This is a genomic window from Dyadobacter crusticola DSM 16708 (assembly GCF_000701505.1).
In the GTDB taxonomy this organism is placed as follows: domain Bacteria; phylum Bacteroidota; class Bacteroidia; order Cytophagales; family Spirosomataceae; genus Dyadobacter; species Dyadobacter crusticola.
Genome location: NZ_JNJB01000011.1, coordinates 32,612 through 56,548 on the forward strand (window position 1 = coordinate 32,612; position 23,937 = coordinate 56,548).

General features: G+C 47.0%; 19 protein-coding genes. 5 read left to right on the forward strand and 14 right to left on the reverse strand.

What is annotated here, in order from left to right:
• Positions 1-319: 319 nt before the first annotated feature.
• The 3 genes from Q369_RS0114845 to Q369_RS28370 form a co-directional block, all read right to left on the reverse strand.
• Positions 320-1,042, reverse strand: a complete 723-nt coding sequence (locus tag Q369_RS0114845; protein ID WP_031528586.1) for a LytR/AlgR family response regulator transcription factor — start codon at positions 1,040-1,042, stop codon at positions 320-322.
• 5 nt (positions 1,043-1,047) lie between these two features.
• On the reverse strand, positions 1,048-2,145 hold the full coding sequence (locus Q369_RS0114850; protein WP_031528587.1) for a sensor histidine kinase: 1,098 nt from the start codon (positions 2,143-2,145) through the stop codon (positions 1,048-1,050).
• A 257-nt stretch (positions 2,146-2,402) separates the two neighbouring features.
• On the reverse strand, positions 2,403-3,662 hold the full coding sequence (locus Q369_RS28370) for a T9SS type A sorting domain-containing protein (RefSeq protein WP_051664076.1): 1,260 nt from the start codon (positions 3,660-3,662) through the stop codon (positions 2,403-2,405).
• A gap of 308 nt (positions 3,663-3,970) precedes the next feature.
• On the opposite strand from Q369_RS28370, the gene ahcY reads away from it, so the two are divergent.
• Positions 3,971-5,287, forward strand: coding sequence for an adenosylhomocysteinase (ahcY, locus tag Q369_RS0114860; protein ID WP_031528589.1), 1,317 nt, complete (start codon positions 3,971-3,973; stop codon positions 5,285-5,287).
• Between the two features lie 92 nt (positions 5,288-5,379).
• Here ahcY and Q369_RS0114865 read toward each other — a convergent pair whose 3' ends face one another.
• On the reverse strand, positions 5,380-5,613 hold the full coding sequence (locus Q369_RS0114865; RefSeq protein ID WP_031528590.1) for a hypothetical protein: 234 nt from the start codon (positions 5,611-5,613) through the stop codon (positions 5,380-5,382).
• 530 nt (positions 5,614-6,143) lie between these two features.
• On the opposite strand from Q369_RS0114865, the gene Q369_RS27730 reads away from it, so the two are divergent.
• The gene (locus Q369_RS27730) at positions 6,144-6,530 is read left to right on the forward strand and encodes a hypothetical protein (protein WP_031528591.1); all 387 of its coding nucleotides are present in this window, start codon (positions 6,144-6,146) and stop codon (positions 6,528-6,530) included.
• Positions 6,531-6,544: 14 nt separating this feature from the next.
• Here Q369_RS27730 and Q369_RS0114875 read toward each other — a convergent pair whose 3' ends face one another.
• From Q369_RS0114875 to Q369_RS0114915, 9 genes are all read right to left on the reverse strand, one after another.
• On the reverse strand, positions 6,545-7,420 hold the full coding sequence (locus Q369_RS0114875) for a mechanosensitive ion channel family protein (protein ID WP_051664077.1): 876 nt from the start codon (positions 7,418-7,420) through the stop codon (positions 6,545-6,547).
• Between the two features lie 109 nt (positions 7,421-7,529).
• Positions 7,530-8,312, reverse strand: a complete 783-nt coding sequence (locus Q369_RS0114880; RefSeq protein ID WP_031528593.1) for an SHOCT domain-containing protein — start codon at positions 8,310-8,312, stop codon at positions 7,530-7,532.
• Between the two features lie 43 nt (positions 8,313-8,355).
• Positions 8,356-9,450: a M48 family metallopeptidase gene (locus Q369_RS0114885; RefSeq protein WP_031528594.1), complete on the reverse strand. Its 1,095-nt coding sequence runs from the start codon at positions 9,448-9,450 to the stop codon at positions 8,356-8,358.
• Between the two features lie 18 nt (positions 9,451-9,468).
• Positions 9,469-10,428, reverse strand: coding sequence for a YjgN family protein (locus Q369_RS0114890; protein ID WP_031528595.1), 960 nt, complete (start codon positions 10,426-10,428; stop codon positions 9,469-9,471).
• 139 nt (positions 10,429-10,567) lie between these two features.
• Positions 10,568-11,926 (reverse strand): TolC family protein, encoded by a 1,359-nt coding sequence (locus Q369_RS0114895; RefSeq protein ID WP_031528596.1) that lies wholly within the window; start codon positions 11,924-11,926, stop codon positions 10,568-10,570.
• A 24-nt stretch (positions 11,927-11,950) separates the two neighbouring features.
• On the reverse strand, positions 11,951-15,076 hold the full coding sequence (locus tag Q369_RS0114900; protein ID WP_031528597.1) for an efflux RND transporter permease subunit: 3,126 nt from the start codon (positions 15,074-15,076) through the stop codon (positions 11,951-11,953).
• A 13-nt stretch (positions 15,077-15,089) separates the two neighbouring features.
• Positions 15,090-16,184, reverse strand: coding sequence for an efflux RND transporter periplasmic adaptor subunit (locus tag Q369_RS0114905; RefSeq protein WP_051664078.1), 1,095 nt, complete (start codon positions 16,182-16,184; stop codon positions 15,090-15,092).
• A gap of 157 nt (positions 16,185-16,341) precedes the next feature.
• Complete coding sequence (locus Q369_RS0114910) at positions 16,342-16,617, reverse strand: ArsR/SmtB family transcription factor (protein ID WP_031528599.1); 276 nt, start codon at positions 16,615-16,617, stop codon at positions 16,342-16,344.
• Positions 16,618-16,730: 113 nt separating this feature from the next.
• On the reverse strand, positions 16,731-16,892 hold the full coding sequence (locus Q369_RS0114915) for a hypothetical protein (RefSeq protein ID WP_157488201.1): 162 nt from the start codon (positions 16,890-16,892) through the stop codon (positions 16,731-16,733).
• Positions 16,893-17,069: 177 nt separating this feature from the next.
• On the opposite strand from Q369_RS0114915, the gene Q369_RS0114920 reads away from it, so the two are divergent.
• The gene (locus Q369_RS0114920; protein WP_031528601.1) at positions 17,070-17,336 is read left to right on the forward strand and encodes a hypothetical protein; all 267 of its coding nucleotides are present in this window, start codon (positions 17,070-17,072) and stop codon (positions 17,334-17,336) included.
• A 247-nt stretch (positions 17,337-17,583) separates the two neighbouring features.
• The gene (locus Q369_RS0114925; RefSeq protein ID WP_031528602.1) at positions 17,584-21,363 is read left to right on the forward strand and encodes a carbohydrate-binding protein; all 3,780 of its coding nucleotides are present in this window, start codon (positions 17,584-17,586) and stop codon (positions 21,361-21,363) included.
• Between the two features lie 35 nt (positions 21,364-21,398).
• Here Q369_RS0114925 and Q369_RS0114930 read toward each other — a convergent pair whose 3' ends face one another.
• Complete coding sequence (locus tag Q369_RS0114930; RefSeq protein ID WP_229206847.1) at positions 21,399-22,367, reverse strand: GlxA family transcriptional regulator; 969 nt, start codon at positions 22,365-22,367, stop codon at positions 21,399-21,401.
• A 176-nt stretch (positions 22,368-22,543) separates the two neighbouring features.
• Here Q369_RS0114930 and Q369_RS0114935 point away from each other — a divergent pair, with 176 nt between their 5' ends.
• Positions 22,544-23,740: a peptidoglycan DD-metalloendopeptidase family protein gene (locus tag Q369_RS0114935; protein ID WP_031528604.1), complete on the forward strand. Its 1,197-nt coding sequence runs from the start codon at positions 22,544-22,546 to the stop codon at positions 23,738-23,740.
• Positions 23,741-23,937: the final 197 nt, after the last annotated feature.

Genomic DNA, 23,937 nt, shown 5'->3' on the forward strand with positions numbered 1-23,937 from the left:
GCAAATGGCGCTGCAATTTTAAGCTGAAAAGCCGAGGAGAAATAAGGCGGGAACGTAACTGTCGATCAACAACATTTTTTATCGACGAACGCCACTAGTAAGGAGCATTCTTCCTTTTTATTTCTTTGTCCCCGGACTGAAGTCCGGGGCAAGGGATTGCTTTTTTCTGATTTAATCAGAAGATTAGTTTAAACCTTTTGGGCCCCGGACTGAAGCCGGGGCCAGGGAATTGTTTTTTCTGATTTAATCAGAAGATTAGTTTAACCTTTTTCGGACTCGGACTGAAGTCCGGGGCAAGGGATTGCTTTTTCTGATTTAATCAGAAGATTAGTTTAAACCTTCTCTGACAATCATTTCTGAAATTGCGGCCGATGGGGAGCTCTTTGCCGTCGATCTCGATTTTGTGGGAATGGTAGCTTTCCACTTTCTCAACTGAAACTATAAATGAGCGGTGAATGCGGATAAAGCTGTCTTCGGGGAGCAGTTCTTCCAGCAGGCTGATCTTTTGTTTTGTAATCAGCACTTTGTCTTTCAATACCACCTTGATGTAATCGCGCAGACTTTCTATCCAGTAAATGTCATTTACATTCACCTTTACCATTTTACGATCGACTTTGAGGTAAAGAAAAGTGTCTTTGTTCGCGGCTAAATTCTGTTGTGCAATGGAAACGGACTGGTTACTGATGTTCAAACCTGTAAAAACCTTGTCGATTGCACGCAGGAAGCGTTCAAATGGGATTGGTTTAAGGAGGTAGTCTACCGCATTCAGGTCAAAACCTTCCACGGCATAATCCTGGTAAGCGGTTGTAAAAATGACTTTGGGCGGATTTTTAAGGCTTCGCAGCAGGTCTGTGCCCTTTAATCCGGGCATTTTCACATCCAGGAACATCAGGTCGATTTTTTGCTGCTGCAAAACCTGAAAAGCCTGTATCGCATCCTGGCATCGGGCTACCACTTCGATCTCTCCGAAGTTGCCCAGATAATTGTCCAGTACCTCGATCGCGTGCGGCTCATCATCGACCAGCATGGCTGTAATTTTCATGTTACTCAGATTTCCAGTCGTTTGTCCAACTCTATCTCCAAAATTACCGCAAATACGTCATCCTCTTCCAGTATCCGCAGCTGGTGCGCCGAAGGATAAAGAATGTCGAGCCGCTTGCGCACGTTTGCCAGACCAATACTCACGTGATGTTTCCCCACTTCCTTGACGCTCGTCTCGGGCTTGCTGTTGGCGATTTTGAATTTGAGATTATTGTTTTTAATGCGCAGATCTATGTTGATCCAGGCTTGTCCCACCTGCTCGCTGGCGCCGTGTTTGAATGCATTTTCAACCAGTGGCAAGAGCAGCAGCGGCGCTATTTTAAAACCTGGTGAAAGTCCGTTTATACTGAAATTGATGTCAAGCCGCTCTTCGTACCTGATCTTTTCGAGCTCAATATAGCTTTCCACAATCCGGATATCCCTTTCAAGCTCCACAATATCAGTATTTGCTTCGTAGAGCATGTAACGTAATATTTCCGCCAGTCCCATTACCACCGCCGGGGATTGGGGCGATTGGGTCAATGTCAATGCGTAAAGGTTATTGAGGGTATTAAACAGAAAATGAGGGTGTAGCTGCCCTTTCAAAAAGTTAAGCTCTGCCTCGATGGCCGCTTGCCTTCTTTCAAACCACATCTTGAAAAATTTAATGGACAAGGCTATCCAGACAAAAATATTCGTTTGTTCAAATGAATTGATCAGGTATACCGGCCGCGAAAGCTGCTCGCGTAAACTTCCCTGCAACTTGACCCACACAAATGAAGGATCTGTTTTTCTGACCGCCGCGTAAATGATCGGATCGGCCACCAGTACTTCGAGCAGCCTGAATAAAAGGGTAGAGAAAACGACGCATAAAATCAGATAGATCACAAACTCTGTGTATCGTTTTCTGTTGAAGTACCTGGGGATCAGAAAATAGGCGATACTATAGAAATAGAGCATGTGGATTGGCAGGAAAAGGGCTACAATGCCAAGTGCAAGCCAATAGCCGGGCATACCGGCGCCATAGATAACCGTTAATATGATCAGGATGGTTATCCAGAACAAAACATGAAGCAGGGCTCTCTTTCTGACCGGACCGGAAAGTATCGGGACATTCACACGCATGAACAAATATAGCTATTTCAAAAGCCAAAGATCTGCGCGGCAAAGCTGGTAGACAGATGTATGGAAATTGTCGACGAACAGCATTGGCAAGCCTAAGAACATACCCCTAAATTGATTCGAGTACTCTGACGAGCACAAGAGCGTGTTTTACGGCTACACACAAGGCGGGTGACGGATCCAAATATCGTCAGGTGTGTAGCCGTATCATAAGTTTAAGTGAACCTATGCTTTTCCGGGAATTTTGTCCGTAAGTCTGTTCAGTGAGCAACTAACACCTTTTCACTTAATACCTCCCCATGATTATATGTTATTCTGAGCATGTACAAACCAGCTTTAATTCTTGAAGCTGATATTCCGCTTTGTTCAACCGTATTGGATTGATAAATGACGCTTCCCTTCAAATCAACTATACTTATAGATTGTAAATTCCCAAGTATCTGTTCAGAAAGGTGCAGTTTTTCAGATACCGGATTGGGGTAGATCACTGGAAGCGTCCGATCCGGCATGACACTTGATATTGAGCTAAACGTAAAAGTCCCGTCTTTATCTATCATTTTAAGACGATAGTATAATGTAGATAATAGCATGGAAGCGGAACGGAAATCAGAGAAATGATAGCTTTCGATTGAGTTACTCTCTCCTTTTGCCTGAACTTCACCGACGTTCCGGAATGTTTTACCATCTGTGCTTCTCTGAATTTCGAAATGCGATGCATTGCTTTCTTCCGTTGTTGTCCAAACCAGATCGGTGGCTTTTTCACTATTTGAAGCCTTGAAAGATATGAGTTTTACTGGCAACGGAACCGGTTCACCAACGACAACATTATTGATAGAACCCCATCCCAAACCAGAAGAAAAAAGAATACGTACTTCATCCACATTAGCGAATGTCTCATCTAGATTAACAGTAATGTGATTTCCATCCTGATTTGAATTAAACGCTCCTGTTGCAACCTGAAAGCCATCACGATAGCCAACTACGTTAACAGATTCGCCGGTATAGCCGCCCCAATCATACCATTGGAATCCGCTAAGCAGAAACTCCTTACTATCCACACTTTTAATGGCAAATCCCGGCCAGCCAGTCGAGTTAATAGATTGGTCGAATGTTGTAAGACCGGTAAACCCATCAGCATTTGATAGCTCTGAGGCACTCTTCCAGTTAAGTGGCAAACCGAGATTAGTCCCGCTAGCATCAGCTATGAGCTCTATCTGGATTGTTATGTCAGATATATCTCCTGCGCCTCCCTGCCCATCTTCCGCAATTCCATCATCCCAAGACCCATCAGCCGGATTGGAAGAAAAAATCAAGGTGCCGCTTGCCAACGGTGCTAATCCTTTATTGGACTGATCAAAACGTAGAAAAGGATTGATTTTTGAGCCTGTCTCTTTTGAAGATGCTGTTCCAGAAAAGGCAGGTGCAATCCCACCTGGACTTGCTATCAGATATCCTTGTACTAAGGCTACTATAAGGCTACTCTTAAACAAACTGTTTAATGTTGTGTAGTTTTTATTCATGTGATAAAAGGATGGTTGTCTAATTAGTTTGCAAATATAAAGCTATAAGGCTAAAAAAGACGGGCAATCTGTAACTGCGCGCGACTTAAAAGGCCAACAAGGCAACTTTTTGTGGTCAAGACAAAATATCTGCCATTGCTATTGATATGGGGCAGTGTGAGTGCCAAAGTAGGTGTAAGCTGCGACTGAAAAGATAAAATATCTGATTTACGATCACAAATCACAATTTGTATCTACATTTCTTCCCCTCCGTGGTTTTTCTACTTAGTTTTGTATTATAATCAAGATATAACTAAAACTGTAAAATAATGGCAACGTCGACCGACACGTACATTCCTTACAAGGTAAAAGACATCTCTCTGGCTGAGTGGGGACGCAAAGAAATTACATTGGCAGAAGCTGAAATGCCAGGTTTGATGGCGATCCGTGCAGAATACGGCCCTTCACAGCCTTTGGCAGGTGCACGTGTGGCAGGCTGTCTGCATATGACGATTCAGACTGCGGTTTTGATCGAAACACTTACTGCGCTGGGTGCGGAAGTTACCTGGTCTTCATGTAACATCTTCTCTACGCAGGACCACGCAGCAGCGGCGATCGCAGCAGCAGGTATCCCTGTTTATGCGTGGAAAGGAATGAACGAGGAAGAATTCAACTGGTGCATTGAGCAAACGTTGTTCTTCGGCGAAGACCGCAAGCCTTTGAATATGATTTTGGATGACGGCGGCGACCTTACCAATATGGTTTTCGACGCATATCCTGAGCTGATCGAAGGTATCAAAGGTCTTTCGGAAGAAACTACAACGGGTGTGCTTCGTTTGTACGACCGCCTTAAAAATGGTACGCTTCATTTGCCTGCGATCAACGTAAATGATTCAGTTACTAAATCGAAATTTGACAATAAATACGGTTGCCGCGAATCTTTGGTAGATTCAATCCGTCGTGCAACTGATTTAATGCTTGCTGGTAAAGTAGCAGTAGTAGCAGGTTACGGTGACGTAGGTAAAGGTTCTGCGGAGTCGCTTCGTGGCGCAGGCTGCCGTGTATTGGTTACTGAAATCGACCCGATTTGCGCGCTTCAAGCTGCAATGGACGGATTTGAAGTAGTAACAATGGACGAAGCTGCACCTCGCGCTAACATTTTTGTGACTGCAACAGGAAACTACAAGATCATCACAGAGCGTCACTTCCTGGCAATGCGTGACAAAGCGGTTGTTTGTAACATCGGTCACTTCGATAACGAAATCGATATGGCGTGGTTGAACGGCTCTTACGGACACACCAAGTCGCAGATCAAACCACAGGTTGATATTTACAATGTAGCGGGAAAAGACATTATTGTACTTGCTGAGGGCCGTTTGGTTAACCTGGGCTGCGCAATGGGTCACCCTTCATTTGTAATGTCCTGCTCATTCTCGAACCAGACTTTGGCGCAGATCGAGCTTTGGACCAACACTGCTGCTTACGAGAAGAAAGTATACGTACTTCCAAAAGCACTGGACGAAAAAGTAGCTGCATTGCACCTGAAACACGTAGGCGCAAACCTGGATACACTTACTGACGAACAAGCTGCCTACATCGGCGTATCGACAGAAGGTCCATTCAAGGCTGAGACTTACAGGTATTAATATAAGTTAAGGTTCATAGAGAAGCCCTCGCTGCGTTTGTAGCGGGGGCTTTGTTTTGTTTGGGGGTAGATATATTCTCCCCGTCTTTGAAGTTACAATCTGCAACGTATTCCTCTCAAAAGATCCAGGAAAATCTCTCCCCGATCCAGTACATCCCGTGTTACCCTCGGGCCGGGGTTCCAATCTTTGGTGGGGTAAATGTAGCGGAGCATCATATCGGTGAAAAGCTGCTCCATTTCAGCGGGATCGTATTCGGCGTCGACGAAATTTTGAATGAGTTCTTCGGAAGTAAACCGGGGTTTGATGGTTTTTTCGATGTCTGACATGGTGTATGTATACCGTTTTGCATGGTGCCCGGCCAGTTAACGGTGCCGCGCTTTCCGTTGCTCAATCCTCAACATAAGGATAATGGTGCTATACGTCCATTACGGTAGCCACGACACCGTTAATAGGTATACGTAGTTCCGTATAGCACACTCCTGACCTCTTGAAGGAGGTCCGGCAATAAGACTTATGTTGAGAATTTTGAGCGAGGCAAACGTAAGATGATTGTTTGAAGAAATCAAAAGGAATTTTCGAATGGTAAAGGAAAAAGTGGGGAGAGGGTTTTGCTAAAAATTATTTGCCTTGCTGCTATGACAAATCTGCTTGTCGAACGTTTCTGCCCATTTGTCTTATCCGTAGCTTCGCTCGTCGAATTTTCTTTTTGACAACTATACAGTAATTTACTTTCATCTCATCATGTTTAGCCGCGAGTTACATCAGCGTGCAAGCTTTATATCGTTGCAGCTCGCATTCGTACGCTGGCTAAAAGTCCAAAAATATTTAGTACACGTTAATCAATAATTTGCTACTTATGAGAAAATTGGCACTTTCATATCTCGTGAGCCTTGGACTTATGCTAGCGTCTTGCGACTTTATCGACAGAACTGAGACAAAAATGGTATATTTTGATATTGAAAATACCAGCCAAAATTTGTGGAAGGATGTAATTGTATATGCAAAGGATCGAAATGACATCTTCGTAGATTCTTCATACCGAACAGGCTACTTGCCTGGTAATAGGTCAGTTATATCAGTCGAGATTCCAAAAATAAAGGATGTTGAGAGCGGGCTTTTTGAAATCCAGGCGAAAGTTGAAAACGGCAAATTGATTATTCATGAATTTGGGAACATCAATAAGCCAAAGAAAGAAAAATCATATAAAATTGAATTGCGGGATTCGACAGTTGTCTTTCTGTAGTGCTAAAACCTACCCTAATCTCTCGCCTCCTGAATTCTGCCCTCCCCACCCCTAACCGGCACCACAGGCGTCGGGAACGATATCCCATTTTCATCAAAAACTTGCTTTACCGCCTTCATAGCAACACTCTTCGCCGGGCCGGGACCTATTTTACTCTGATCGATCCAAAAGAGGATTTCAAAATCAATGCTCTTTTCCGTGAACCTGGTGAAGTTGAGCTCGACGGGTTTTAGCTTGTTCAGGAATGGAAGCTGGTTGACTACCGAGAGTGCGAGGTTTTCTACAATTCCCAGATCATCCTTGTAGCCGATGCTGCATTCCACCTGCACCCTTCTTTCACCTGAAAACGTGAAGTTGACAATCGGTTTTTGAAAAATATCCTTGCTCGGCAGCTCCACGTGCTGGCCGGCGAAGTTGTCGAGCTTTACGGAACGTAGACCAATGGAGAGTACTTTTCCGGTAAATCCATTGGTTTCAATCACATCTCCAACTTTGATCGGGCGCTGGATGGCGATGAATGCGCCGGAGATGAAATTCGTTGTCAGATCCTGGAATGCGAAACCCAGTGCAAGCGCAAGTACGCCGGCTCCGGCCAGCAGCGAGGTTACTGTTTTATCCAATCCCAATACGCCCAATGCGAAGAAGAGCCCGGTCATCACAATCGCAATCCGGGTGATTGCTGATACAAGACTTACTAATGCAATATTTTGCGAAGCGCGGCCCAGCACATTTTCCATAAACCTGCTACCATACCGCGCGAAAAACCGGAATAAGACCAGGATTAGGATCGCCATGATCAGGTTGGGGACAAAACGAATTCCCTCCTCAAACCACCTGTCGAGCTTTACAGCAATGGGATCTACAAACTTTGAGATTTGTGCAAAAATCATCGAGCGTCAAATGCATTAAAACAACATCAAAAGTGCTCAATTTTTCAAATAAAAAGGCAGCGACGCCGGAAAATTCCAGGTCGCTGCCTTCCACTTTTAGAGAGCAATGTTAAAGTCGCGCTAGCAACTCCTGCTTCTTCGATTTAAATTCCTCCTCTGTGATCTGCCCTTTTTCAAAAAGCATATTTACCTTCTCAATGGTCGCAATGATGATTTCCTGGGGAGTCGATGTATTTTGGTCGGTTCTCAGGTCGGCAGTGCTGGTGACGTCGTACGCGATTTCAGGAGTGGGTTGCTGCTGTGTATTTGGCTCCGAAATCACGGTCAAACTGCTCAGGTCAACTGGTCCGTCCTGACTTGTGAACCGGTAAGAACTGCCACTACCCTGCTGCTGTGAAACGCCGGTTATGTGGTGATGCTTGGTATCGTAAATCGTCCGTTTTCCATTCTCTTCTATCACAAGCCTGCGCACTGGCGCAAAGTAGGCGTAGCGAAAATTATTCTGTGCGCCGCTGGCGGTGGGTGACCCGAAAACAGAAGGCCAGGAGCTGTTGCTACCTTCCCGGAATGTTTCGGAAGATGCATTTTGTCTGTTCTCCGCTGTCTCCGGAGCGGCTTCGTAAAGCACTCTTGTGCTCACAATGTCAGACAGCTCGCTGCACACTTTGTCGACGGTCCCGCGGAGTGAATCATTGAACATATCTCCTACCATCGTCATCCCGCCGCGCATCCATTGACCCTGGCCGCCCAGCTCCTGAATGTTGAACTGCGCCATGTTACCTCGACCGTTGATCACGGCTTTCAGCAGACTTTCAACGGACTCTCTTTTCAGGTTATATTTTGAAGCAATATCAGCTACGTATTGCTCACCCTCTTTTGTTAACGCTTTCATAATTAATCGGTTCTTTTCAGAAGAGGTCACAAAAACAGTGCCATTAACGGCTCGGCGCGCCGGCTTTGCGGAGTTCCAGCCAGCGTTTTTGCAGTTCGGATTGGTCTCGAAAGGAGGTTTGCTCCCGGGCCAGCTCGCTTGCGTGTTGTATCCGATCGGCGGTGAGCGGGTGTGTACTGAGCAGCTCGCTTGGCGCGGCATTGTTGCTTTCACTATCCAGGATTTTGAACAAATCCACAAACCCTTTTAAGCTGATCCCCTGCGCCTGGAATACGCCCATTGCTTTTCGATCCGCATCCATTTCCAGCTCTCTTGAATAGGTCAGATTAACGAGCATATTGGAATTCTCAGCCACAACAGCGACTATTCCGCTAACGTCATTCAGCACTAATGAAACGAAAAGGTAGCCCGACAAACTTCGTAAAACGCTTCTCAGTGAATGTTGGTAATGCACGTGCGAAACTTCGTGCGCCAGCAAGGCGGCAAGTTCCTCCTTCGTTTTCATTTTCTTCAAAATGCCGTCAAAAACAACGATATGCCCGCCGGGCAGCGCAAATGCATTGAGTTCGTTTTCTTTGACGACTGTAATCTGGATCGGGTAACTAGTTTTGAAATCAATGGCTTTTGCAAAATCATTGACCTTCACGGAAAGACTGCTGTCAACCTCATAGCCCGCGATCAGGTTGCTATACATCGTGTCTCCAAGCCTGACTTCAATGTCCTGCGGAATCTGTTTCGCTGCTTTTTCGGCTACAAATGGGAGAACAAAAAGGTAAGTAGCTGCGAGCAGCCCAAGTATAAAAAGAATAAACCCGAGTAATATCAGCGGACTTTTGAAGACATTATCCGATATCCTTTTCCTGAAAAATACCCGGTCAGGATATTTTTGCTTTAAAATCTGCGGAAGGTTATCGTCTTTGCATTCAATGGTTTGCTGCGGGTAGTCGCCGTACCTGAATATCGCCAGGTTGGTGAATCCCTGCTCGGTCACGATGCCGGGCAGATCCCACCTCACAGTTTGAAAATCAGCATTTGCTGAAACAGGATGAATCAGCCAGTAACCCGGCATCAGTTCAAGCACTGCGTCGTGGGCGGCTGAGGTCCTGCCATCATGGTACCTGACATTTATTTGCTGCATTTCAATTACTATTTGACCCTACACCAGGCCAATATCTATCATATCTGCCAGATCTTCGCCAGTCGCATCCGTATAATTTTCCTCCGTCTGCCGAATCGCGTCCACATCAAGCGGGCCTTCAATTACGATGTTGGTAAATACAAAATTGAGTGCCCGCACGATCGCCCATGGTGTTCCAAGCCCAAGTGTGAGCACGATAATCAGCAAGTTTCCAGCGATCAGCACGAAGTAGCCGCCCGCAGTTGCAGTGGAACGAAATACCAGTTTCTGATCTCCCTGGTACATCCTGATATTGTTGATGTAATAATTGAAAAGATTTTTAACATACCAGAAAGAATAGATTCCGAGCGTAAACAATGACAGGAGGTAACCCTTCACATTCAGCCACGCAAACGTGTCGCCTTTGCCCACATAATCAAACTCTAAATTGCCGAACCTGAGATGCTTGAAAATGTATTTACGGATATCGATAATAAACCAGAAAGCATAAATCCCGAAGGTACAAAGTGTAAGAATGCTGCCGATTACGAACATTTGTACAAACTCTTTCAACTCTCCACGGTAGCCAAAATGAATGCCCCGCCACGAAGAGCGTGACATCCGGTACCGCATTGAACCGTGAATCGCCACCGGAATAAGCAGCAGAAATCCGCCGTAGAAAAAAATGATAGCAATGGCCAGCAAAGTCTTGTCTTTGTACCAAGCCGCGGTGAGCAACACCCCGTAAAGCACAATGAAAATCCCGATCGCTTTGATAAAACCAAGGAACATTTCACGGCCGGTACCATGGAACGTGAAGCGGCTTTGTTCAAATTCCGTTTCGGCGTACAGGTATTTGAGAATGGCGGCTTTGGCCCAGGGATAATAGAGGCCCAATGTAAAGATGGTGAGCAGGATGTTGATGATGTAAATTCCAAACAAGCCGCTGCCTTTTCCGTGAAAAGTGACCTGCCTTTGCTGATCGTAATGCTGTTCCATAATTGACGATTGTAGATGGGAGTATAATTCAAATATAAAATTTCTTTGCAAGAATTAAATTTTACAAATACCCCAAAACAGATATACCGCAGGAAAATTATCCCGCGGTATACCAATACAACCTTATCCCAGTAAATTCTTACAAATCAGATTTCGAATCGCCGGAAATCCTGTCAAGCTCGATCTTGGCTGACAAATAATCGAAAACAGATTCCAGGTAATTGGCTTTCGCAGTAGTTAATGCAAATTCAGCGTCCATTAATTCCAGCCTTGTTGCGACGCCTTTTTCGTAGCGGTACTTGGTAATGGAATAGCTTAATTCCGCAGTTTGGGATACATTCTGCTGTGTTTTGATGCGTTCCGAGGTTTCAAACAAACTCGCCAGGACTTGCTTGATCTGCGTCTTTAATTGTTCCTGCGCATTGGTATATACGATATCAGCCTGCTGCCTTTCGATCTTGCCCAATGCGACGCGGTTTACATTTTGGTTACCATTGAAAATCGGTATCGCAAACTGTATCCCGGCAAAGAAAACGGGCGGGTACCCTGCATTGCCGAAGCGGAACTGGTTTGTTTGTGTCTGTAACTGGTACTGACTGATAAAGCTCACCACCGGCAAACGGGCCGATTTCGACAACATAACTTCTTTATCTGCAATCTCTTTATTAAGGTTGAGTAATTGCAAATCGGGGCGCTGCTGCACGGAGAGGCGGTATGCGCCGGTTTCAGATGGAATGGAATCTGCCGGGCTGAGCCTCAGCGAATCCGAAAGTACGTACTCGGTTTGCTGCGTGTCGCCCAGCAAATACCGGAGTTCCTGCTGGCTCACTTGTAGAGCATAAGTAAGTCTCAGCACGTCCGGTTCGAGGTTTTTGACCAAAGTATAAGCCCGCAAGGTATCCACGCGCAAAGCTTTTCCCTGCGCCAGCAGATAACGGGAGTCGGCCAATGCTTTCTTGTTCCGTAGAATGCTTTCCTGCTGCAATTTGAGGCGCTCGTTTAAAACCAGCTGCCGAACGTAGCTCTGCTTTACACTCGCAATAACATTCACTTCCCTGTCCCGGTAGCTGAGCTGACTTTGTTTTTCAAAAAGCTTCCGGCGCGCGATCTCGTGCCGCGTTCCTGCATTATAGATCGGCTGCACCAGCGAAACCTGCGCGCCAGCCACATCTTCTCCGCCAAAACGGGCGTAATCAATGCGTTCGGAAGATGCAGCATTCCCATTCAGACCAAAAAATACGGGTCGCTGAAAGTAATGCTGGTACTGTCCGCTCAGACTGATATTCGGCAACAATAATCCTCTCGTGATCGCTGTCTGCTGTCTCGATCTGTTAATACCGAGCGAATCTATCCGCAGCTCACGGTTATGTGCTTTGGCTTGCTCAATTGCCTCTTCCAAAGAGATGGTCTGCTTTTGAGCTGCCAGGAAGAACGGCACACCGACCAATGTGAAGGTCAGTAATGCGCGTGTCCATTGATTTAAAAGTTCACTTTTCATGATGTTGTTGGGGTATGCTGCGGATCAATGCGGTTGTAAAGCTGATTCTCTCGCCAGCGTTTGCTGTCCTTCTTCATGGCGCTTTTTATGCGGCCGGGACAGGTAAGAATAAATAGAAGGAATGACGTACAATGTGAGCACACCGGCGAAGATCAAGCCGCCGACTACTACAATACCAAGCGACTGCCGGCTACCCGAAGCGGTACCGAGCGAAAGCGCGATCGGCAGCGTACCGAAGATCATCGCCAGCGTCGTCATCAGAATCGGACGGAAACGGGAGACTGCCGCAATTTTGGCCGCCTCAAATGTAGAAGCCCCTTCTTCCTTGCTTTGATTGGCAAATTCCACGATCAGGATACCGTTTTTGGTGATCAAACCAATGAGCATAATGATCCCGATCTGGCTGAAAATGTTGACGGTCTGCGCAGTGAACCACAAGCTCAGCAACGCACCTGTCAGCGCCATCGGAACTGTCAGCAGAATGATAAATGGATCGACCAAACTTTCGAACTGCGCCGCGAGCACGAGGTAAATGAGGATAATCGCGAAAATGAATGCGAATATCAGACTTGAACTACTTTCGGAATAATCGCGGCTTTGTCCGGCCAGTGCGGTTGTAAAACCTTTCGGTAGTTCTTTGGCGGAGATTTTATCAAGCTCCTTGATCGCTTCTCCTAAACTTACTCCATTAGCAGGCGTAGCCGAGATGGTGGCGCTGTAAGATTGGTTATACCGGTAAATCGCCGGTGGACTGATCCCTTCATTTTGTCTCGTCAAATTGTCGAGCGACACCATTTCGCCGCTGCCGGATTTGAGGTATAACGATTTCAGATCGTAAGGCGCAGAGCGGTCTTCGCGGTCGAGCTGGCCGATCACTTCGTATTGACGGTCATTGTAAATGAAATAACCATATCTCCGACTGCTCAATGCAAGCTGCAAAGTTTGACCAATATCCTGCGTGGAGATACCTAACTGGGCCGCGCGCTGCCTGTCAATGCTGATACTGATCTCCGGCCGGTTGATCTTGAAATCGGCGTCGGCAAAAGTCAGTTTTTTGTTGCTCCCTACTTCGGTCATCAACTTCGGCATTACATCGATCAGTGCTTTCAAGCTCGGCGCTTGCACTACATACTGCACCGGCTGCGTATTTCCATAACCGCCGATCGTCGGCGTTTGCACGGGTATGATCAACACATTTCTGAACTGCTGCGAAGCGACAACCAGCTTCTGGAAAATCTGCGCCTGGGTTAAGCCACTTTTCCGGTCTTTTGGTTCATTGAGGAAAATCCATTGAAAACCGCCATTCACAGGCTGCGCCAAAGTACCTCCTGCTGCGGCTACCGCTGTGTAAGTGCGTTGTGCATTCAAATCAGGAATGGAATCGCTGATGTAATTACCGATCTGCTTCATGCTTTGTTCCATACTCTCATACGAAGTTCCCTCCGGCGCGATCACAGCGAGCCCGATCATCGACCTGTCTTCCAGCGGCGCCAATTCAGAAGGTAACTTCGGCGCGAGCCAGAATGCTACTCCAAATGATACCAGCAGCAGTACCACGCCCAGCCAGCGCACTTTCATGAATGCGGAAAGCGATCTTCCATAAGCATTATTCAGCGCCACAAACCAGCGTTCTGTTTTTCGGTAAAACCAACTTTGACCCGAACTGGATTTCAGTAAATACGCGCTCATCATCGGCGTTAAAGTCAGCGCCACGAATGCGGAAATGGTAACTGAACCTGCAACAACAATTGCAAATTCTTTGAAGAGCCGACCGGTCAATCCGCCCAAAAAGAGGATCGGAAGAAACACGGAAACCAGCGTAATGGTGGTAGAGATTACTGCAAAATAGATTTCATTAGATCCAAGACGGGCGGCTTCAATGGGCGAAATACCTTTCTCAACCTTGCTATAAATGTTTTCCAAAACAATAATCGCATCGTCAACCACGAGCCCGATTGCAAGTACCAGCCCCAGCAGCGTCAAAACGTTAATCGAAAACCCGGCCACATACATAATGAAGAAGGCCGAAATGATCGAAACGGGAATTGCGAGCAGCGGGATAATGGTACTACGCCAGTCGCGGAGGAAGATGAAAATGATCAGCGAAACCAATGCGAATGCAAGCAATAACGTTTCCTCAACTTCTGAAAGTGAGTTTCTTACGGGTACCGTGAAGTCTTTACCCAATGCGATCTCGTACTCTTTCGGCGCGGTTTTCTTGATCTCCTCAAACCGTTTTTTGAATTCATCCACAATCGCGAGCGAGTTGGCGCCACGCTGCGGACTTACGCCGGTACCTACTCCGTAATCAGCCGTTTTTCCATTGTAAATAATCATTGCAGTACGCTCATTCTGAGAAGACATCACTGCCTGCCCTACATCCTTAAACCGCACAATCGCACCGTCGCTTTCGCGGATAATCATATTGTTAAAATCGTCCTCAGTCACAAGCCGGCCCTGCGTTTTGAGTGTTACCTCTGTGTTCTGGCCTTCAATGCGGCCACTTGGCAAGTCGACGTTTTCACGTTGCAATGCAGTTTGAATGTCCACCGGAGTCAGTCCGTATGCAGCCAGTTTCACAGGATCCATTCGCAAACGCATCGCGCGTTTCCGGCCTGCGTAAGAGTCAACCAGCCTTACTCCCGGAATGGATTGGAGCCTTTCTTTGATATTGATATTGACGAAATCCGTTACATCTTCCAGTGTTTTGGTCTTGCTCTGCACGGTAAGGAACACCAGGAAGTCGGCCGGACCAGCTTTTTCCACGATGGTAGGCTCAATGTCGGTAGGCAGCTGCTGGCGTGACTTGGATACTTTATCACGCACATCATTGGCGGCTGCTTCGAGGTCTGCATTGAGCTCAAACTCTACGGTAATGATACTCACCTGTTCGCGGGAAGTAGACGAAACCGCCCGGATCCCATTTGCTTCCGCAATCGCTTCTTCCAGCGGTTTGGTAACCTGCGAGGCAATAATGTCTGCGCTCGCGCCCGGATAAACCGTAGTTACCATGACAATCGGGGAATCGGTGACGGGATATTCCCGGGTTCCGAGGAAGGTATAACCCACAATCCCGAAAAGTATAAGCAGTACGGACATTACCCCGGCCAGAACCGGCCGGGAAATACTTACTTGAGAAATCGCACTCATGATGAATAATTTATTAGTGAACTGAAACCAGCTGAACTTCTGAACCAGGCATTAAACGGAGCATATTGCTGGTAATCACCGTGTCGCCGGGAGCGAGTCCCTTGGTCACGTGTACCGAATACGCATTGCGCTGGCCCACTTCGATTGGTTTGAAGGTTGCTTTATTTTGATTGACCACATACACGCTATATCCTTTCGAAGAAGGGATCAGCGCCTGGTTTGGTACCATTAATGCATTACCGGTGTTGCTTAAACGTAAGGTAAGCCTGGCACTTTGACCCGGCAGCAGGTCGCGGCCGCTATTGTTGGTGACTGCCCGCATCAGCAGTGTGCGTGTTTTCTGGTCGAGGCCGGCTTCATGTGCGATGATGTTCGCTTTGTACGCGCGGTTGTTCGATTCTACGTGATATTGCACTTCGTCGCCCGTTTTCAGCGTGTTCGCATGTTTTTCAGGAATTGCAAAATCGATTTTGAGCTTGCTGTTGTCTGTCAGCAGCGCCAGCGGACTGCCCGGAGTGACGTAAGCGCCGGTATGTACATTCACGATGCCTAGGTTCCCGCTGAACGGCGCACGAATGCTCGTTTTGGCAATGGTAACTTTCAGCTGTTCGATCTTGGATTGCAGAACTTTCAGATTTGTAAATGCTTCGTCATAATCCTGTTGCTTGGCTGCTTCGTTGTCGATCAGGTCTTTAAGTCTTCTTTCATTGAGTAAAACCAATTTTTCCTGTTGTCTTAATTGTTCCATTTCGGCAAGCAGATCGGCGTCATCGAGCTTGAAGAGTAATGTACCTGCATTCACGAATTTTCCTTCTTTTGCATGTACCGCCACCACTTTGCGGTTGAGCTCGCTGGTGATATTTACTTCCTGGTAAGCCAGCAGCGTACCTGAAACCGTCATTTCATCATTCAGTGATTCTGAACGAAGCACCTGGCCATCAACCGGCACACCTGAACCCGCGCCAGCCGCAGGCTTTGCAGCAGCAGTTGCTGCTTTCTTGGGAACCCCATCTTCGGAGGTATACCCTTTGAGAAATACCGAGAGCAAGATCACTCCGGTGATAATCAGGCCGGAGACGATTTTGGCTGAGAGAATTGTCCTTTCCATGTATTGATTGATTTATATATTTGAATATTTCGATGAATGAAAAACGAGTAATTGGCAAATCGGGAGAGTAGTCAAGTAACCGGAGCTTGTATTTAAGTTAACACCGGTTACTTATTGATATATTGAAATGTTTCGATGTATTTGGGTAAAAAAATTTTTAGACTTTAAGCGTATTTAAAAAATCGACGTACTCATTGAGTATGGATTGATTGAGTTTGTATTTCACGTTTCTTCCTTCTTTTTCTACCAGAATCAGGTCTGCGTCTGCGAGCTGCTTCACATGGTGAGAAATGGAAGGCTGAGTCAGGTCTATGAAATCAGCTATTTCGTGACAGTACAAACAATCTTCCTTCTGACGCAATTGCTTTAATATCAGGATGCGGCTTGGGTCACTCAACGCTTTCGATATCCGCTCCACTTTTCGAACCTCCATGCCTAGATATATTGATAGATTTGAATATATTGATTTACTGTACAGTGGCTACATTACAACCGTGCTCAGAAAATAATTCCTGATACGGCAATTTTTTTTGACGCCGGAAACAATTAAGCCTTCTTTACTGCGATAGGCATTATATTCAGAACGGTATCTTCGTATTGTTCAGCAAGTACTGATAGCTGGTGAAGTTCAGCCAACTCATTTTCATTCAACACCTGAAAGCCGCCTCCTGAGGTTGCTTTTTGAAGGTAGCCTTCAATCCTTTCCATAATTATTTTGCATTGCTTCTGATTGTGTATTGAATCAATCATCGTGTATATAGTTAAGTAGCTCTTCAAAGCTTCAAATAAGTTTTTGGCAATACAATAAGCGAGCGGATCATAATCTCAGGCACAGTTATTGTACTTACATGACCGTCACTTTACAACTTCAACAACAACTAAGACATGGACATTTATCTTGCAAATACCTACTGGGAGCCGACCGCTGATGGTGGTGGCGATCCGACGGGTCCGAGCGAAACGCCGCCGTTTGATCCAAGACCGGAGGTTCCTTCGCCCGACATTCCTGAGGAAACACCGCCTTACGAAAGAGAACCCGAAACGCCGCCTTTTGAACCGGAACCAGGGATCCCACCCGTAGAACCTGTGATCCCCGAAGTAGAACCAATCCGGGAGCCCGGCGGACAGCCGGGAATTCCAGCATTCAACTAACCTTCATTTCAAAGGTTAGTTTTTTTTGTCTAAACCACGCAGCTCCCCTCTCCCCACCCACCTTGTAGTACAACTTCTATTCACCCGAAGATTCCATCCAGCTGCACATTGGGCTATTTCATCACGTATAGCTATACCGACAAGGTTTGTAGCGATGTAGCCACAAATTTTTCACTGAAAAAATTTGACACTTGAATGAAACAATACGAACAACTACTATATTAGACCGAATTTTTAACTCTCCTATATGAAAAACATTTTACTCTCCTTCTTATTGATTGTCGGCTTCAATGCGTTTTCACAAACGTTCCGTCCATTGACAGGTAAAATAGAAGCTGAAAGCTACGACGCAGTTTTCGGGGTAGGAACAGAACCGACAGAAGATGCCGGCGGAGGCACAGATGTGGGCTGGATGAACGACAACAACTGGGTCGAGTATAACGTCAACGTCGCTACTGCGGGATTCTACACTTTCAGAATTCGGATCGCTAACGGTTTCAGCGACAATGCTTCTTTGCAGATCAAATCAGGCAGCGGCGCTGTACTGGCACAAAAAACACTTCCAAGAACAGGCGGAATGCAGGGTTGGGCAACTGTTACCATGTTTGCTTCCCTGCCTTCGGGTAACCAGACAATCCGTTTGTTTGCCGAACACGGAGTATTTGCGATCAACTGGTTTGAAGCTTCCACAGGTACGATCAATATTCCTGGTAAAGTAGAGAGCGAGCTTTTTGATGCAGCCAGTAACGTGATCACAGAGAACACACCAGATACTGGCGGTGGATTAAACGTAGCCAATATCGACGATAATGATTGGTTGGATTACAATGTAAATGTTGCCAGCAGCGGCACTTACAAGTTTTTCTTCCGGGTATCCAACGCGTGGGGAGACGGGTTGATCGAAATCAAAGACAGCGATGGTACTTCTCTTGGTCAGGTGAGCATACCGCGCACAGGCGGGTGGCAAAACTATGTTACCGTGAGCACTACTGCTACGTTAACCGCGGGTAGTCACCTGCTGCGCATTCAGGCGACAAGAGGCGCATTCAATTTCAACTGGTTTGAAGTAGCAGGAGAGACCCCGCTTTTGACCAAAAACATTCCCGGAAAAATAGAGGCAGAGGATTTTGACGGGATCAATGGGTTACAAACTGAAAATACCGGAGACGTAAATGGCGGCGGCCTGAACGTAAGCGGCACAGATCCTGGCGATTGGATGGATTACCACGTGAACGTGCAAAATGCCGGCCCGCATGCTTTCAGGTTCCGGGTAGCGGGAGCGACTGGTAACAGCCAGCTCGAAATCAAAAATGCTTCGGGCAATACCCTCGGCAGTGTGGATATACCCTGGACAGGCGGCTGGCAGACTTACGCCGTTGTTGCCGATACAGTAACCTTATCGGCAGGTCAGCAGGTGCTGAGGCTGCAAGTCAACAGGGGCGGGTTTAACTTCAACTGGTTTGAAGTAGAAGAAGCAACAATCCCGGATCCGAAAGGGGTGATTACCTTCGCTGCGCTTCCTGCCAAAACAGTTGCAAATGCACCTTTTACATTACATGCTACAAGTAACAACAGCGAGGTACCTGTTACTTTTACTTCTTCAAACAATGCGGTAATCACAGTTTCGAACACAGGTTCAGCCTGGGTGGCGACGATCCAGGGTGAGGGCAGTGCGATCATCACAGCTTCTCAGGCCGCCAGCGCTTCTTTCGCCGCAGCTGATAATGTTTCTCAAACACAGGTTATTTATCCTGTACAGCCTTCGACACCGACAAATAAAGTAACAATAGACGGAAAGCGCTGGTACCAGCTTACCAATGCAACCAGCTCCCTTGAACCACTTTTCGACGGCAATACACAGGCGTCGGTCAATACAGGCTGGGGTAAGGTCATCAACGAATATGAAGCATATTACCCATTGCTGGAAGGCGAGCAAATGACTTTGGAAAGCATCAAGTTCTTCGACCTTGAAGGCAGTGCGGCTAACAACCCGATGACGCTGTCAATCATTAACAATAACTGGGAACGCATTGAAATCGCTTCGTTCAAAGGCTACGAATACAACAGCTGGGTAGGTCCCTACCCCGACGCGCAGGTTTCGGAAGAAAACCGGTTTAAGCTGAATGCGACTATCGGCAACATTAAATACCTCGTTCTGAAAGTACAAGGTGTGCTGCCGACTGAAATTGAGTTTTATGGTACTTACACCGCACCTTCACAAGGCCCTACTCCCGTGCCGCACAAATCAGTGAGACTGGGAGATACTTTTGGTGTAAACGGATATGAATGGAATTTTGAAGTGGGTAATAACCCGCAGGTAATCAATGAGCCGCTGATGAACCTTGCAAAAGGTTTTCCAGGCTTCCGTCACTACATTGACTGGGAGAAGCTGGAACCGCAGGAAGGCGTTTATACTTATAACCCGACACTTTCCGGAGGCTGGAATTACGATGCGATTTATGAGCGTTGCAAAGCTGAAAATATGGAAGTACTGGCTTGCCTGAAAACACTGCCGGGCTGGATGCTGGATACTTACCCTGCCGGTGAGCGCGACAATGAAAATACGCCGGTACGTTACGGAAAGAACTTCGCCGACCCGCTTTCCTACATTGAGCAGGCGAAAGTTGGTTTCCAATACGCAGCAAGATACGGAAGCAACACGAACGTTGATCCAAACCTGCTCAGCACACATAACACGCCAAGATGGAATGGCGATGTTCCAAACTCAGTGAAAATTGGATTGAACCTCGTGAAGTACATTGAATGCGACAACGAGCGCGACAAATGGTGGAAAGGCCGCAAAGCTTACCAGACCGCACGGGAATACGCCGCCAATCTTTCCGCATTTTACGACGGACACAAGAATACAATGGGTGCTGGCGTGGGAATCAAAAATGCTGACCCGAACATGAAAGTGGTAATCGCAGGTCTTGTAACCGGCCCTGATTACATCAAAGGTATGGTCGACTGGTGCAAAGAATTCCGCGGCTACCGCGCAGACGGTTCTGTAAACCTTTGCTGGGATATTGTCAACTTCCATTTATACATTGATGACGCAACACTGAACCAGAGCGGAACATCTACCCGCGGTACTGCTCCTGAAAACCCGAATGCGAAGCGAATCATTGACGAGTATGTAAAAACAACGCACGAAGTTTCGCAGGATATGCCGGTCTGGATTACGGAAACAGGCTACGATGTGAACCAGGGAAGTCCGCTTAAAGCGATACCTATCGGCAGTAAATCAGCTCAGGTAACACAGGCTGACTGGATTCTGAGAACTTCACTGGTTTCAGCGCGCTCGGGCATTGAGAAGGTTTTCTTTTATCAAATGTATGATGATAACAATGGATCCGGGATGTTTGGAACGTCAGGCCTGCTGAACTGGGATCAGACGCGCCGACCTGCCGCAGATTACATTTACCAGGTAAACCAGCGTTTTGGAGACTACCGCTACAAAGAAACATTGAACTCCGATCCGATTGTGGACCGCTATGAACTCAATGGAAAATCACTTTTCATTCTGACAGTTCCGGATGAAATTGGTCGTACAGAGCAGTATACCGTAAACCTGAATGAAGCAGGTATTGCGAAAATCTACACGCCGCAAGCCGGAAGTAACAGCATGAGCGTGCAGGAGCTGCCGATCGTTGATGGGAAAGTAACAGTTACTGCTGGTGAAACGCCGATTTTCGTAATTGCGGAGCAGTCAAGTGCAAGAAAAGCGATGGTAGAAAGCCCGGCGCCTGCGGTTGAAGCACAGCCTTTACACGCCGATGCAAGCATTTATCCGAACCCTACTTCCGACTTTGTCAGCATTGATCTTGCGAATGAAAAATATACGGAAGTTGAAATCAAGATATTCGAAGCAGCTTCCGGCCGTTTGCACCACAAAGCAAAAGTGCAGAAAACGGGCAACAAATTCACCCACAAGATCAACATTACGCATTTGCCGGCAAGTATGTATATCGTCGAGATCAGTCAGGATCAGGATAGGGCATTCAGGAAGCTTGCCAAGCTAAACTAACGAAAAAGGGGAGCCTGACCGGCTCCCCTTTTTTATTACACTACCCCGCTCATTCTGCGATCGAGCCGGGCGCCGCTTTCCAGCCTAGCAATGTTAAACTTGTCGCGGTATTCCTTGGGAGTTACCCCGGTGCTTTTTTTGAAGAGCTGGCGAAATGATTTCAGATCGTTATACCCCGAATTGAGCATTACTTCCAGCACACTCTGGTCGGTTTGCGCAAGCAGCTTTTTGGCAGCCTCGATTCTGGTTCGCTGCAGATATTCGATCGGTGTAACCCCAATTGCCTGCTTGAACCTCCGCACCACATTACGCCGGCTGGCAGGTATATCCTGAATCAGCATTTCGATCGTACTTCCTTCCTGGTATTCTTTCTCTATTTTTTGCTGCGCCATATTCACAAGCCCGTCGCCGTGGTTTTGTGGCGGGGTAAATGTGCCGAAATAGGTTTGCTGCTCACGATCCATATCGATCGCGAACATTTTGGCTGTGCGCAACGTCAGCTCTTTTCCGCAAAAGCGCTGGATCAGATAAAGCATCAGATGAAAGCTGCTCGTCGCGCCTCCGCTAGTATATATCCCGCGGTCTTCGGTGACAACAGCGTCACTTTTCATGATTATCTCGGGGAAGTTCGATGCAAGCGCCTGAGCGGAATCGATGTGGGTAGTTGCCTGCCGGCCATTCAACAAGCCAGCCGCCGCAAGCAGGAATGCGCCGGTGCAGAAGCTCGCCAGTTCCGTGCCTTGCTTATGCTGCTCACGAAGCCAGGGAATGCACATTTGGTTGGTTAGCAAGGACGATTTCAGGTCACCCGCGCCAAATGCAGGAATGAGAACCAGGTCCTGTTTTGGCGAACCGTCGATCGGCTCCATATTGTACGCTCCGTAAAACTGCCCGGCTTCCTTGTTGGGCGAAAAAAGCGTGATATTGAAAAAAGGCGGCGCTCCCTCGCTTTCACAAAAGCTATTAACTGATTCAAAAACATCCAGGATAGCAGCAACACTCAATAAGCGATGTTTGTGTGTAATTAAGAGGCCTAACTGTATCATGTTTTTAGCGGCTTATTAGGTTGAAAGTTGCACGTAATATAGAATTTTTTGTCCTAAATACCCCTTTTTTACACTATATCATGCTTTGCGGGCATGAATTTGTTAGTAGCCGGTTAAAACGAAGTCCCTACGTCATGAAACATTTGCAACAACTGTCACTGACCGCATTGCTTTTAGCGCTGCTTGCTTCCTGTAAGCCTGTGCCCGTTTCGCATTGGTTTCCGGTGACACCCCAGGAATTTTACGAACGTGACCTTTTGAAGGCCAAACTGGAAAAGACACCCGCAGGACAAACCTGGTTCCGCGTCGGAGAGGCTGTTTTAAGGGATTCCGTGTTTTCCATTGCGCCGTATCAGGAACGTTTCTATCTGGGTGACTCGGTGCCTGCACAGGCCATCAGGCTCAAAGTACCGGAAGGAAGAAAGCTCGTCATTACCCCGCTTCGCGATGACGCGGACACAACTGCACACTTGTTTCTGGAATTGTATAAAATAAAAAGCAATGAAAAAACGCAGCGACTCGACTACCTGAGCAAAGACGGACAATCATTGACATATACCAACTACGAACAGGATACGCTATTGCTGCGGCTGCAAACCGGCCTCAATGAAAAGGTCGCGGTAACACTCTCGCTGACTACCCTGCCGTCGCTGAGCTTTCCGGTATCCGGTCACAATATGTCCGATCTGATCAGTTTTTGGGGTGCCGATCGAGATGGCGGGATCAGGTCGCACGAGGGTGTTGATATCCGTGTAAAACGCGGTACGCCGGTGGTGGCGGCACAGGATGGTTTTGTAACGCAGACAGGAACCAATAACCTCGGCGGCAAAGTGGTCTTTTTATCGGCCTTGTCAAATCCCTACTCCCTCTACTACGCGCATCTGGACAGCCAACTGGTGTCGAGCGGGCAACGCGTAACCATCGGCGATACGCTGGGCCTGGTAGGGAATACCGGCAATGCGATTACTACAGCGCCGCATTTGCATTTCGGGATCTACTTACGCGGGCAGGGCGCTGTGAACCCGCTTCCATTTATCAACGACAAAAAAGAAAAGCTGCCCAGGCTGCCTGAAACGTCCAAATGGTTTGGCGATACGGTTACATTGAAAAAGAAAGCGGGCCTCTTCTTTTCTCCCCAATTTGACAAATCCGCCCAAATCACTGCATTGCCTGCAAATACGGTCGTGAGAATAATCGGCGAAATGGCGAAAGGCTACCGGGTGTCGTTGGAAAACGGGACCAAAGGTTATATCCCCACTGTACCGCTTCAGAAGTACAAACGCTCCGAGCTGACGCAAAACAGCCCGGCCCAGTCCAGTGCAGGCTTGTAAAGCTGCAAAGCGGACTGGGCCGGGCTCTTCATTCTTGTCCCCGCACCCGGCAACTACATCCCGGTACAAGGCTCTTTTTTCATGGCTAATGGATTATGTCAAATGCATTCCTGCGCCTTTTTGACAAAACAAAGGTACCTTCTTCGGTTCTCTTAAATCAATCCTCTAAAAACACGATTTTTGAAAAATCATGCTTT